9 protein-coding genes are annotated in these 12,603 nt (G+C 54.4%); 6 read left to right on the top strand and 3 right to left on the bottom strand.

Going from position 1 to position 12,603, the window contains the following annotated elements; all coding sequences use genetic code 11:
* Positions 1-39 precede the first annotated feature (39 nt).
* The 3 genes from luxS to ruvC all read left to right on the top strand — a co-directional run bounded on the left by luxS (position 40) and on the right by ruvC (position 3,111).
* Positions 40-546 carry an S-ribosylhomocysteine lyase gene (gene luxS / locus LVJ78_RS00805; protein ID WP_132954846.1) on the top strand — a complete coding sequence of 169 codons (507 nt, stop codon included), beginning with the start codon at positions 40-42 and terminating at the stop codon, positions 544-546.
* A 580-nt stretch (positions 547-1,126) separates the two neighbouring features.
* Positions 1,127-2,164, top strand: coding sequence for an IS630 family transposase (locus LVJ78_RS00810; RefSeq protein WP_132954952.1), 1,038 nt, complete (start codon positions 1,127-1,129; stop codon positions 2,162-2,164).
* Positions 2,165-2,565: 401 nt separating this feature from the next.
* Complete coding sequence (ruvC, locus tag LVJ78_RS00815; protein WP_132953875.1) at positions 2,566-3,111, top strand: crossover junction endodeoxyribonuclease RuvC; 546 nt, start codon at positions 2,566-2,568, stop codon at positions 3,109-3,111.
* Positions 3,112-3,532: 421 nt separating this feature from the next.
* Here the strand turns inward: ruvC and pgi are convergent, their stop codons facing one another.
* The 3 genes from pgi to metG all read right to left on the bottom strand — a co-directional run bounded on the left by pgi (position 3,533) and on the right by metG (position 8,322).
* Positions 3,533-5,167 carry a glucose-6-phosphate isomerase gene (gene pgi / locus LVJ78_RS00820; RefSeq protein WP_132953874.1) on the bottom strand — a complete coding sequence of 545 codons (1,635 nt, stop codon included), beginning with the start codon at positions 5,165-5,167 and terminating at the stop codon, positions 3,533-3,535.
* 383 nt (positions 5,168-5,550) lie between these two features.
* Entirely contained in the window at positions 5,551-6,108 is a 558-nt protein-coding gene (gene orn, locus LVJ78_RS00825) for an oligoribonuclease (RefSeq protein WP_132953873.1), read from the bottom strand.
* Positions 6,109-6,243: 135 nt separating this feature from the next.
* Positions 6,244-8,322: a methionine--tRNA ligase gene (metG, locus tag LVJ78_RS00830; RefSeq protein ID WP_132953879.1), complete on the bottom strand. Its 2,079-nt coding sequence runs from the start codon at positions 8,320-8,322 to the stop codon at positions 6,244-6,246.
* 257 nt (positions 8,323-8,579) lie between these two features.
* On the opposite strand from metG, the gene LVJ78_RS00835 reads away from it, so the two are divergent.
* The 3 genes from LVJ78_RS00835 to LVJ78_RS00845 all read left to right on the top strand — a co-directional run bounded on the left by LVJ78_RS00835 (position 8,580) and on the right by LVJ78_RS00845 (position 12,542).
* Positions 8,580-9,818 carry an MFS transporter gene (locus LVJ78_RS00835; protein ID WP_132953872.1) on the top strand — a complete coding sequence of 413 codons (1,239 nt, stop codon included), beginning with the start codon at positions 8,580-8,582 and terminating at the stop codon, positions 9,816-9,818.
* The gene (locus LVJ78_RS00840; protein WP_132953871.1) at positions 9,799-11,625 is read left to right on the top strand and encodes a trehalase family glycosidase; all 1,827 of its coding nucleotides are present in this window, start codon (positions 9,799-9,801) and stop codon (positions 11,623-11,625) included. Before LVJ78_RS00835 ends, LVJ78_RS00840 begins: the two co-directional genes overlap by 20 nt.
* A gap of 365 nt (positions 11,626-11,990) precedes the next feature.
* Positions 11,991-12,542 carry a porin family protein gene (locus tag LVJ78_RS00845; protein ID WP_132953870.1) on the top strand — a complete coding sequence of 184 codons (552 nt, stop codon included), beginning with the start codon at positions 11,991-11,993 and terminating at the stop codon, positions 12,540-12,542.
* The last annotated feature ends 61 nt before the right edge of the window (positions 12,543-12,603 follow it).

Below are 12,603 nucleotides of genomic sequence, written 5' to 3' on the forward strand. Positions count from 1 at the left end.
GATAAAGGCCGTTTGCAACACACATGCACAGGAACCGCCATGCCCTTATTGGACAGCTTCAAAGTAGACCACACCCGTATGCACGCCCCCGCCGTGCGCGTGGCCAAAACCATGACCACGCCCAAAGGCGATGAAATCACCGTTTACGATTTGCGCTTTTGCGTGCCCAATCACGAAATTCTGCCCGAAAAAGGCATTCACACCTTAGAACACCTTTTTGCCGGCTTTATGCGCGACCACCTCAACGGCGATTATGTGGAAATCATCGATATTTCGCCGATGGGCTGCCGCACCGGCTTTTACATGAGCCTGATCGGCACACCCGATGAGCAGCAAGTGGCCGATGCCTGGCTCGCCGCCATGCAGGATGTGCTCGATGTGCAAAACCAAAGCCAGATTCCCGAGCTCAACGAATATCAATGCGGCACTTATCAAATGCATTCGCTCGGCGAAGCGCAGCAAATCGCCGAAAACATTTTGAAGCGCAAAGTGGCGGTGAATAAAAACGAAGATTTAACGCTGGATGAAGATTTGCTGAATGCCTGATAAATAAAGGCCGTCTGAAAGATGCGGCTTCTATATCTTTCAGACGGCCTGAGCCGCAATGACGGACCGGAAAGATTTTTGAAGGCTGAGCGGCATTTTAAAAAAGCCTCTGCTTTTGCCTAAATTTCAGGCCGTCTGAAACAAAATGAGCCCTGCGCAAAACACCCTTTTTGTTGCGCCTGCGCAGGCAGGCGCCCAGCCTGAAACACAGCTTCAGTTGTCGGGCAGGCAGGCATTATCAAAGCGAAAACAATAAACATTTGATTCTATAGAGAATTTATTTTTCAGAATTGTGAACAGACCCTAGGGTTTGTTTACATTTCATCACGCGGCAATACTGGCTCAAAAATGCGCCTGCTGCGTTGAAAATGCTCGCCAGATATTCAACCTTGCTGCGCTTTTCGCCTTGCAAACGCGCTTTTGCGCTCAAAATCTTACGCACGGATGAAATGTGAACAGACCCTAGGCACCCGCCTGCGCGGGTGCGACAGATATAGTGGAATGCAGGAAAAAGTGATACAAAACTATAGATTCGGCAATTAAATATTGAAATTTCAACATTAATCCCCATTTCTCCCCAATGGAAAAAGAAGACGGAAGAAAACTTGCAGCCGAAGCCCAATTCGAACGGCGCAAGCAAGCAGTCAGACTGCACAAACAGGGCAAAACACCCGAGCAAATCGCCGAAATGCTCGGCATGGGTCATGTCACCGCGCGCTCAGCCATCAAAATCGCCGAAGCAGACGGCATCAAAGCATTGGCACCCAAAAAGCGCGGACGCCCATCAGGAAGTTGCCGCCAACTGAGTGAAGAGCAGGAAGCCCACATACAGCGCCTTATCTGTGAAAAGCGCCCCGAGCAGATGAAAATGGACTTCGCCTTATGGACTCGGGCGGCGGTTATGGCCTTGATCAAGCAAGAGCTGGCTATCGAATTGCCGGTACGTACGGTAGGCGAATACCTCAAGCGCTGGGGGTTTACGCCGCAAAAACCCATCCGGCGCGCCTACGAGCAACGTCCCGAAGCAGTGAAGCAATGGCTGGAGGAAACCTATCCCGATATCGCCAAACGGGCAAAAGCCGAAAAAGCGGAAATCCATTGGGGTGATGAAACAGCGGTAGTCAATACCGATGTACGCGGGCGGGGTTATCAGCCCAAAGGACAAACGCCGGTAGCCTATACCGTAGGCGGGACACGGCATAAACTTTCGATGATTTCAACGGTGACCAACCAGGGCAAGGCACGCTGGATGATTGTGGAAGATGCATTCAACAGCGACAAGCTGATTGAGTTTCTGGAAGCATTAATCAAAGATGCCGGTAAGAAAATCTTCCTGATACTGGATAACCTGCGGGTTCACCACAGCAAGCCGGTCAAAGCCTGGTTGGAAAAGCATAAAGAGAAGATCGAAGTGTTTTATTTACCCAGTTACAGCCCGGAGCTGAACCCTGATGAACGGTTGAATGCGGATTTGAAACAAGCACTGGGCTCGCGTGTTCAGCATCGTACAAAAGCGAAACTGAAGCAGGCAACGGAGAATCATATGCGGATGCTGGAGAACCATCCTCAACGGGTGGCTGCGTATTTTAGAGATCCGAAGGTGAAGTATGCTGCATAAACATTTCAATATTTAATTGCCGAATCAATAGGCACTATAACAGGTAGGTTGGGTTGTTAAACCCAACGTTTCAGACGGCCTGTGAGCTTGTTGGGTTTTCAACCCAACCTACCCGTTGTGTCACTTTTTCCTGCATTCCACTATATTGGCTTTTGCAAAGGTCTCAAAATATTTTTCCATACCATGATGGCGGCAACGGTGCCCTATAGTGGAATGAAAGAAAAACTTATACAGACGCATGTAGCAAGCCATATGCAGAAGCCGTTTAAACCGCGTGCGTGGCTGTGCCACACATCCTGCACATGATGCTAAATTTCTTATTTTTGTATAAGTTTTTCATTCATTTCGCTATATGTTGCCGCTTTGATGATTTTCCCCATTTTGCCCAAACACCTGATTTTATGAGCCACTCCGACACCATCCGCATCCTCGGCATCGACCCCGGCAGCCGCGTTACCGGCTTCGGCGTGATCGATGTGTGCGGGCGCGAGCAGATTTATGTGGCTTCCGGCTGCATCAAAACCCCGCCTGCCGCGCCTTTGGCCGAGCGCATCGAAGTGATTGTGCGCCATCTTGATGAAGTGGTGCGCACTTATCAGCCGCAGCAAGCCGCCATAGAGCAAGTGTTTGTGAATGTCAACCCGGCGGCCACGCTGATGCTGGGGCAGGCGCGCGGCGCGGCCATGGCGGCGCTGGTGATGCATCAATTGCCGGTGCACGAATACACCGCGCTGCAAGTGAAGCAGGCTGTGGTCGGGCGCGGCAAAGCGGCCAAAGAGCAGGTGCAGCATATGGTGGTGCACATGCTCGCGCTCTCCGGCACGCCGCAGGCCGACGCCGCCGACGGCCTGGCCGTGGCGCTCACCCACGCCTTGCGCAACCACGGCCTAGGCGCGCAATTGCAGCAAGGCGGCCTGAAAATCAAGCGCGGGCGCTTTCAATGGTGAGCGTTGTTTAATACCCATTCAAAAAAATAACCTTACAAAATAAAAGCAGTTCGGCAGCACCATCCGCGTAGGTCGGATTCTTGAATCCGACGTTTGGCCATCGGCCAAAGCGATGTGCGTGCCTTGTTCTGCGAACAAGTGTCGGATTCGAGAATCCGACCTACAGGCTATAACAGGTAGGTTGGGTTGCCAAACCCAACGTTTCAGACGGCCTGTGGGCTTGTTGGGTTTTCAACCCAACCTACCCGTTGTGTCACTTTTTTTATGCATTCCACTATAGTACGGCAAGGCGAGACAACGAAGTTAGGTTATTTTTTTGGATTGATATAAAATGCTCTGCGCTGCTGAATGCAAGTATGTGCAAGACACAAAGGCCGTCTGAAAATTTCTTTCAGACGGCCTTTGTGCGGCTTGAGGTGCTTTAGCGCTGTTGGCAGGCGCGGTAGAAATCGATGAGGCCGTTGGTGGAGCTGTCGTGGTGCAGGGTTTGGTCGCGGTTGAGCTCGGGCTCGATGGCTTTGGCCAGCACTTTGCCGTATTCCACACCCCATTGGTCAAACGGGTTGATGCCCCATATCGTGCCTTGCACGAATATTTTGTGCTCATACATCGCTAAGAGCATGCCCAAGTTGAACGGGGTGAGCTCGTCGATCAAAATGCTGTTGCTGGGCTGGTTGCCGGGAAACACTTTTTGCGGCGCCAGCGCATCGCGCGCGGCTTCGGGCAAATCGGCCAGCTCGGCGCGGGCTTCGGCCAGCGTTTTGCCGCGCATAAAGGCTTCGGCCTGGGCAAAGGCATTGGCCACTACAAAACGGTGTTGGCGGCCGACCTTATAGGCGGTGCGCATCGGCACGATAAAGTCGCTCGGAATCAGCCGCGTGCCTTGGTGCAGCAGCTGGAAAAAAGCGTGTTGGCAGTTGACGCCTTCTTCGCCGAACACAATCGGGCCGGTGTCGAGCGCCACGGAGCCGCCATCGATGCCGCAATGCTTGCCGTTGCTCTCCATATCGAGCTGTTGCAGATAGGCGGGCAGGCGGCGCAGGTTGTGGCTGTAGGGCACCACGGCGTAGCCCGGCGCCTGATAAAAGTTGTTGTACCAAATGCCGATCAAGGCCAAAAGCACGGGAATATTGCGCCGATAAGGTGTGGTGAAGAAATGCTCGTCCATGGCGCGGGCGCCGCGCAGAAATTCGCGGAAATGCTTTTCGCCGATGGCCACCATCAGCGGCAGGCCGATGGCCGACCACACCGAATAGCGGCCGCCCACCCAATCAAACATGGCGAAAATATGGTCGGCGGCAATGCCGAAATTGCGCGCAGCCTGCACTTCGCTGGTGATGGCCACGAAATGGCGGGCGATGTCGGCCTCGCGCAGGCCTTGATCGCGGAACCATTCGCGCGCGGCATGGGCGTTGAGCAGGGTTTCGGGGGTGCCGAACGATTTGCTGGCAATGCTGAACACGGTGGTTTCGGCTTTCAGGCCGGTGAGCACTTTGGCGATATTGGCGTCATCGGCATTGGCCACGAAATGCACGCGCACTTGTTTGCGGTAGGCGTGCAGCGCCTGGGTGGCGATTTGCGGGCCCAAATCGGAGCCGCCGATGCCGATGTGCACCAAATCGGTGATGCGCTCGCCGGTGGCGCCGGTGTGGCTGCCGTTGATCAGCTTTTCGGCAAAAGCGAGCGTGCGGTCGAGCTCACGGTGGATGTGCGGCAACACGTTTTCGCCGTCTACCAGCACCGGCTCGGCATCGGCGCTTTGGCGCAGGGCGGTGTGCAGCACGGCGCGGTTTTCGCTGATGTTGATGCGCTCGCCACGGCGCATGGCCTGCGCCTGCTCGGCCACTTGGGCGGTGTCGGCCAATTGGCAGAGCAAATCGAGCGCGGCGGCATCAATGCGGTTTTTGCTGTAATCGAGCAAGAGGCCGTAGAGGGTTTCGTGCATTTCGGCAAAGCGCTGCGGATTTTGTTCAAACTGTGTGCGCATGTGCACAGCGGCGGTTTGCTGCCGGTGTTGTTGCAGGGCTTGCCAGATGGGGGTTTCGTTTATATTCATCGCAGTATCGGTGGGTGGTTTCAGACGGCATGTTATCGGATTGCGCTAAATGGCGGCGTGTTTGCGCCGGCCGGTTGCTTTCATTATAGGCAGGCTGCATGAAATTTGTGTGTAAATCCGCGATTATTTGATGCAGCACCGACCAATCAGCTATTCAGCATAGTCTTATTTGGCCGCGGCCACGGCAGATTGGTTCCCGGCGGCCGCCAAAACCGCCGGCCGGCCATGTGCCGCTTTATCGCCATCTGATTCAAAAAATAAGCTTACCAAATAAAAGCAGTTCGACAACACCATCTGCGTAGGCCGGATTCAAGAAATCCGACCTACGGGCTGCCTGTTTGTATCTTATTTTTTGAATGGGCATAAAACGCCCTTGCAGCGTTTCAGACGGCCTCGGGCAGCTTGATGAAATGAGTGCGGTAATAGCGCATCTCTTCGATGCTTTCCATAATGTCGTCCAGCGCCTGGTGCGAGCCGCGTTTGACCACGCCTTTGGCCACGGCCGGATGCCAGCGGCGCGCCAGCTCTTTCAGGGTGGACACATCAAGATTTCGATAATGGAAATAAGCTTCGAGCGCGGGCATGTAGCGCACCATAAAGCGGCGGTCTTGGTGAATGGTGTTGCCGCACATGGGCGTGGCTTTTTCGGGCACCCATTCGGCCATAAAGGCCAAAAGCTTTTGTTCCACTTCGGCTTCGGTGTGTTTGGATGCGCGCACGCGCTCGGTGAGGCCGGTGCGGCCGTGGGTGGCGGTGTTCCATTCGTCCATGGCGCCGAGCACTTCATCGCTTTGGTGGATGGCATACACTTCGGATTGCGCCAGCACGTTTAAATCAGGGTCGGTGATGATCATCGCCACTTCGATAATGCGCTCGCGCTCGGGATCGAGCCCGGTCATTTCCATATCGAGCCAGCAGAGGTTGTTGGGGTTTTGCGGCATTTCAGACGGCCTTTGTGTCGGATAAAAATAATCAAGATATATTATAAGGGTTTTGCGAAAGATATTTGAAAGGCCGTCTGAAAACTTTGAAAAACGTTTCAGACGGCCTTTGGCTGCGCATTCAATCGCTGCGCATCAGCCCACTTTGTCGCCCGGCGCGGCGCCGGCATCCACATCCAGCAATTTCAGCTTGCCATCGGCCGTGGCGGCGGAAAGAATCATGCCTTCGCTCACGCCGAATTTGGCCATTTTGCGTGGGGCGAAGTTGGCCACGGCAATCACCATGCGGCCGTTGAGCTCGGCGGGGTTGGGATAGGAAGCGGCGATGCCGGAGAAAATCACCCGCTGTTCAAAGCCGAAATCGAGGTCGAATTTGAGCAATTTGGTGCTGCCTTCCACCGCTTCGCAATTGAGCACTTTGGCCGCGCGCATGTCGATTTTCATAAAGTCGTCGAAGCTTGCCTGCTCGGCCACGGGTGCGAATTTCGAGGTGTCGGCGGCGGGCGCGGCTTCGGCGGCGGCGATGCTTTGTTTGTTGGCTTCGATTAAGTTATCCACTTGTTGTTGCTCCACGCGTTGCATTAAATGTTGGTATTTGTTGATGCTGTGGCCGTCTGAAAGATGTTTTTCGGCATCGGCCCAGGTCAGTTGCGGCAGATTCAAAAATCCGGCGGCTTGCTCGGCCACTTGCGGCAGCACCGGCGCGAGATACACGCTCAGTGTTTTAAACGCATTAATCAATTCGCTGCACACTTCGTGTAGGCGCGCATCCTGCCCTTCTTGTTTGGCCAAATCCCACGGCTTGTTGGCATCCACATATTCGTTCACCGCATCGGCCAAGGCCATGATGTCGCGCAGGGCGCGGGCGTATTCGCGGTTTTCGTAATCGGCGGCGATGGTTTCGCTCTGCGCCGCCAGTTGTGCCAGCAAGGCGCTGTGTGAAACATCTTTCAGACGGCCTTCAAAACGCTTGGCGATAAAGCCCGATGCGCGCGCGGCGATGTTCACATATTTGCCGACCAAATCGCTGTTCACGCGAGCGATGAAGTCTTGCAGGTTTAAATCAATGTCTTCGATGCGGCTGCCGAGCTTGGCGGCGATGTAGTAGCGCATCCATTCGGGGTTGAGCTTTTGCTCGAGATAAGAGCCGGCGGTGATAAACGTGCCGCGCGATTTCGACATTTTTTGGCCGTCCACGGTGAGAAAGCCGTGGGCAAACACGCCGGTGGGGGCGCGGTGGCCGGAAAATTTCAGCATGGCCGGCCAGAAAAGGGCGTGGAAATAGAGAATATCTTTGCCAATAAAGTGATACAGCTCGGTTTGGCTGTCGGCTTTGAAAAACTCATCAAAATCAATGCCGATACGGTCGCACAGGTTTTTAAACGAGGCCATATAGCCCACCGGCGCATCGAGCCAAACATAAAAATATTTGCCCGGCGCATCGGGAATTTCAAAGCCGAAATAGGGCGCATCGCGCGAAATATCCCAATCGCTCAGGCCGCCTTCGCCGTTTTCATCGGGCACAAGCCATTCTTTCATTTTGTTGAGCGCTTCGGGCTGCAAATGCGGCTGCACGCGGCCATCGGCCAGGGTGGTGCTGCCGGCCGTCCATTCTTGCAGGTAATCGATGCAATCGCCAAGCTTGAAGAAGAAATGTTCGCTCTCTTTGAGCACCGGTGTGGCGCCGGAAATGGCCGAATAGGGCTTGATTAAATCGGTGGGCGAATAGGTGGTGCCGCACACTTCGCAGTTGTCGCCGTATTGGTCTTTGGCGTGGCATTTCGGGCATTCGCCTTTCACGAAGCGGTCGGGCAGAAACATGTTTTTTTCGGGGTCGAAAAGCTGCTCGATGGTGCGCGCTTCGATTTTGCCGCCGGCTTTGAGGGCGCGGTAGATTTTTTCGGAATAGGCTTTGTTTTCCGGCGAATGGGTGCTGTAATAATTGTCGTAGCCGATGTGAAAGCCGGTGAAGTCGGCCAAATGCGCTTCGCGCACTTGGGCTATCATGTCTTCCGGCGAGAGACCTTGTTTTTGCGCGGCCAGCATCACGGGCGTGCCGTGGGTGTCGTCGGCGCAGCAATAATAGCACTCGTGGCCGCGCATTTTTTGAAAGCGCACCCAGATGTCGGTTTGGATGTGTTCGACCATGTGGCCCAGATGGATGCTGCCGTTGGCATAGGGCAGCGCGGAGGTGACGAGGATTTTGCGTGTCATGGTGGTGTGTTCTTTAATCATGAAAATCAATGGCGTGGATTATAGCGTTTTTCAGACGGCCTTTGCGGCTTTCTTTGAAATGGATTGGACAAGATAGAGGCCGTCTGAAAGCGTTGGGCGGCCGGAATTTGATTTAGGTCGGGAAAGCTGCGCGTGCCCGTAGGTTTTATGACGGATATTTGTTAGACTGCCGCGATAGGCAAAAGCCATATAAAACAAAACGTCTTATATTTATTCCTCAACAGAGAGCCTTCACCATGAACAAAAATACCGGCATCAAAGCCGCGCTGTTTATCAATTATTTTGTGTTTGCGATATTGCTCAACAGCGTGGGCATCGTTATCAAGCAATCGCTGGCCAATTACGGTGTTACCGAAACCGAGGCCAGCATTCTGGAAGCGTTTAAAGATTTGCCCATCGCTTTCGTTTCTTTTTTTGTGGCTTCGTTTTTGCCGAAGTTCGGCTATAAAAACAGCATGTTGCTGGGGCTGGCGCTGGTGTTTGGCGCTTGTCTGTATATGTATACGGGTAATAGCTTCGGCAGCGCCAAGGTGTTGTTTGCCACCATCGGCGTGTCGTTTGCCTTAATCAAAGTGTCGGTGTATTCGATGATCGGCCTTTTCACCCGCAGCAAGGAAGAGCACAACACCATGATGAGCTCCATCGAGGGCTTTTTCATGATCGGTATTGCTTCGGCTTATTTTATTTTCCCGGCCTTTTTCGATGCGGCCAACCCGGATGCGTGGCTGCGCGTTTACCTTTTGCTGGCGGGGCTGGTGGCGCTGGCTTTTTTGCTGCTGCTGTTTTCCAAAATGGATGTGGATGTGCCCAAAAGCGAGGGCAGCGTCGCCGAAGATTTTATGGGCATGATCAAGCTGATTGCGCTGCCTTTGGTGATTTTCTTTGTGTTGAGTGCGTTTTTGTTTGTGATGGTGGAGCAAGGCATCATGACGTGGCTGCCCACGTTTAACCACCATGTGCTCGCGCTTTCCGACACTTTGAGTGTGCAGATGGCCAGCATTTTGGCTTTGTCGCTGGCGGCGGGGCGCTTTTTGGCCGGCCAGTTGGTGAAAAAATTTCACTGGACTAAATTGCTCACGGTTTGCTTGCTGCTGGCGATGGGCATTGTGGCGTTTGTGCTGCCGCGCGCACTCGATTACCAGGCCGCGCCGGTGCACAGCTTTGGCGATATTCCGATGATCGGTTTCGTGTTTCCCTTAATCGGCCTCTTTATCGCGCCGGTGTATCCGCTGATTGCTTCGGCCACGCTCTCGGCCTTGCCGCAAAAAATGCACAGCGCCATGACCGGCCTGATTGTGATTTTCTCGGCGCTGGGCGGCACGCTCGGCTCGCGCATCATCGGCATGCTGTTTGAGCATGTGGGCGGCGCGAAAGCATTTTATTTTATGATTATCCCCATCAGCCTTTTGATTATTGCCCTGTGGCTGCTCAACAAATTCATTAAGGACTACGAAAATGCACATCAACAAGCCTGAAGTATTAGCCGCCCTGCTCGCGCAGGAAGACACCACCGGCAGCAAAACCATCACCGTGGAAGATAAAGGACCCAAGCATTTCACCGTGCGCGCTGCAAACGGCGATGCGCTGGAGGCGCGCGGCACTTATCACCTGGCCAATTTATTGCAGGAAATCTGGCTGGGCGAGGGTGAAATCGACCCTGAAAAAATCACCCTGCCGCCGCTTGAGCGCATCGATTACCTGATGCGCACCCATTATTGGCGCACGCTCACCCGCCGCATGGATGCGGATAATGTGCTGGCGGTGTTGTTTGACGAAAAACGCGCCAGCGACAGAGGCTATTTATATGTGCCCGAAGCCGATTCAGACGGCCTCGAATATTACCGCCGCATCTGCGCGGCGCACCCGAATATCGAAATCATCCCGCTGCCCGCGCCGCCTTTATCCGATGAATACCTGAAAAGCATCGAATACAAGCCCGGCCTGTTGGCCTTGAAATACGATGCCCAAAGCGGCAAACCGCGCCCTTATGTGGTGCCGGGCGGGCGCTTCAACGAAATGTATGGCTGGGACAGCTATTTCATCGCGCTGGGCTTGCTTGAGCACGGCGAATACGAATTGGCGCAAGGCATGTTGGAAAACATGGCTTATCAAATCAAGTATTACGGCAAAATGCTCAACGCCAACCGCAGCTATTACCTCACCCGCTCGCAGCCGCCTTTCTACACGCCTTATCTGGCCGCCTTTATGGCCGCTTGCGGCGAACGCGTGTCGCCCGAATGGCTGGCTGAGCATATGGGCATTGCGATTGCCGAATATGAAAACGTGTGGATGAACCCGGCCACCCGCCTCACCGAAATCGGGCTGAACCGCTATTTCGGCGAAGGACACGGCCGCCCGAAAGAAACCGAGCCCGGCCATTTCGATTTCGAGCTGCAAAAATATGCCGACAAGCATGGCCTGCCTGTGCGCGAATTCGAGCGCCTTTACGACGAAGGCAAAATCATCGAGCCGGCGCTCGACCGCTATTTCGTGCACGACCGCAGTATGCGCGAAAGCGGCCACGACACCACCACCCGCTTTGACGATGTGTGCGCCGATTTGGCCTGTGTAGATGTAAACAGCATTCTTTACCGCGTGGAAACCGACCTGGCCGCGCTCACCGACCAATATTTCGGCGGCCGCTTCGATTATCAGGGCAAAAGCTACAGCGCCGACTATTGGCGCGCGCAGGCGGCCAAGCGCCAAGCGCTGATGAATGACTATTTGTGGCACGAAGCCGAGGGCACGTTTTACGATTTCAACACCGTCAAAGGCACGCCGCAACCCTTTTTATCGGCCACCAATCTCTTGCCTTTGTGGGCAGGCTGCTGCACGCCGGCACAGGCCGAAAAATTGGTGCGCACGCAATTGCCGCAGCTTTTGCAGGTGGGCGGCATCATGTCGGCACAAGTGTGCAGCGATGCGCCCGGCCCCGAGCGCCAATGGGACGGCCCATACGGCTGGGCGCCGCACCAAATCCTGATTTGGGAAGGTCTGCAACGCTACGGCTTTGCCGATGAAGCCGCCGAAGCCGCATTTGCTTGGCTGAAAATGCTGGTGCGCGCCACGGTGGAATACAACGGCCTGATTACCGAAAAATTCAATGTGCAAAAAGCCTCGCACAAAGTGGACGCGGAATATGGCAATGTGGGCGCGGCATTCGAATATGTGCCTGCCGGTGGCTTCGGCTGGACCAACGCTTCGTTTCTGCTCGGCCAGCATTATTTGAGCGAGGCGCAAAAGCAAGTGCTAAACCGCTTGGCCGATGAAGTGGACGCATAATACCCGTCCCCGAAAGCAACCTTACTGCGTTGGCCCGCCGCCTTGTAAGCCGACTTTTTGAATGGCATAACCTGTGTTGAGGCCGTCTGAACGTTTCACCGTACCGCCGCCCGTTTGCCGGACGGCGGTTTTTATTGTGCGGCCAAGGCGTTGCGTTTGAGCCAGATGCAAACAGAGGCCGTCTGAAATAATTTCAAAGCAATCATAATCACAATAATCACGTAAATTACAAACGTAAAGCCCGCGCCAAATCAGGTAATACCGGCAACTCGGCACTTGTGCGGCAGTCTATCCGCCACGATACTGTGCAGCGCACGGCGGCCTTGCCGGCTGCCACCCCTTTTTATTCCAACAGGAGCCCTATCATGAAAAAAGCGTTATTAACCGTTTTGGCCTTGGGTGCCACCGCCGGCGCCGTGGCCGCGCCGATGAGCACCACGTTTACCGGCCCCGCCGTTGAATTGGGCGCAGGCGTGAGCAAAACCGACATCAAAAACAGCAATCTCGACAAAAAAAGCAAAGCCGATATCGCCATTCGCGGCAGCTATAATGTGGATTACGGCAGCAATTGGATTGGCGGTGGTGAAGTGGCCTATAAGCCCTTGAGCCGCACCTTGGGCAGCAATGCCGATGGCAATGCCAAGCAGAAATACGATTTATCCGCTTCGTATATCCAAGGCTACCGCGTGACCAGCGATGCCATGCTCTACGGCAAAGTCGGCTACCACTACGGCCGCTTTGAAAACCCCCGTGGCGATGCGCAAGGCATGAACGGCCTGGGCTACGGCCTCGGCGCCAAATATGCCGTCACCCCCAATGTGGAAGTGGGCGGCGAATGGGAGCAGGTGCGCTATAAAAAAAGCGGCGACAAAGCCACCAATAATGCCTTTATGGCCACCGTGGGCTATCGCTTTTAATACATTTCAAGCATAACAAACGAGGCCGTCTGAAAAGCTTTCAGACGGCCTGTTTGTTATG

Origin of the sequence: Uruburuella suis (genome assembly GCF_022870845.1) — a bacterium.
GTDB classification, from domain to species: domain Bacteria; phylum Pseudomonadota; class Gammaproteobacteria; order Burkholderiales; family Neisseriaceae; genus Neisseria; species Neisseria suis.

Excerpts from the sequence above, each read along its gene's own strand:
- LVJ78_RS00845 (WP_132953870.1), top strand. The coding sequence starts at position 11,991 with ATGAAAAAAGCGTTATTAACCGTTTTGGCCTTGGGTGCCACCGCCGGC.
- LVJ78_RS00810 (WP_132954952.1), top strand. The coding sequence starts at position 1,127 with ATGGAAAAAGAAGACGGAAGAAAACTTGCAGCCGAAGCCCAATTCGAA.
- LVJ78_RS00840 (WP_132953871.1), top strand. The coding sequence starts at position 9,799 with ATGCACATCAACAAGCCTGAAGTATTAGCCGCCCTGCTCGCGCAGGAA.
- orn (WP_132953873.1), bottom strand. The coding sequence starts at position 6,108 with ATGCCGCAAAACCCCAACAACCTCTGCTGGCTCGATATGGAAATGACC.
- metG (WP_132953879.1), bottom strand. The coding sequence starts at position 8,322 with ATGACACGCAAAATCCTCGTCACCTCCGCGCTGCCCTATGCCAACGGC.
- luxS (WP_132954846.1), top strand. The coding sequence starts at position 40 with ATGCCCTTATTGGACAGCTTCAAAGTAGACCACACCCGTATGCACGCC.
- LVJ78_RS00835 (WP_132953872.1), top strand. The coding sequence starts at position 8,580 with ATGAACAAAAATACCGGCATCAAAGCCGCGCTGTTTATCAATTATTTT.
- pgi (WP_132953874.1), bottom strand. The coding sequence starts at position 5,167 with ATGAATATAAACGAAACCCCCATCTGGCAAGCCCTGCAACAACACCGG.
- ruvC (WP_132953875.1), top strand. The coding sequence starts at position 2,566 with ATGAGCCACTCCGACACCATCCGCATCCTCGGCATCGACCCCGGCAGC.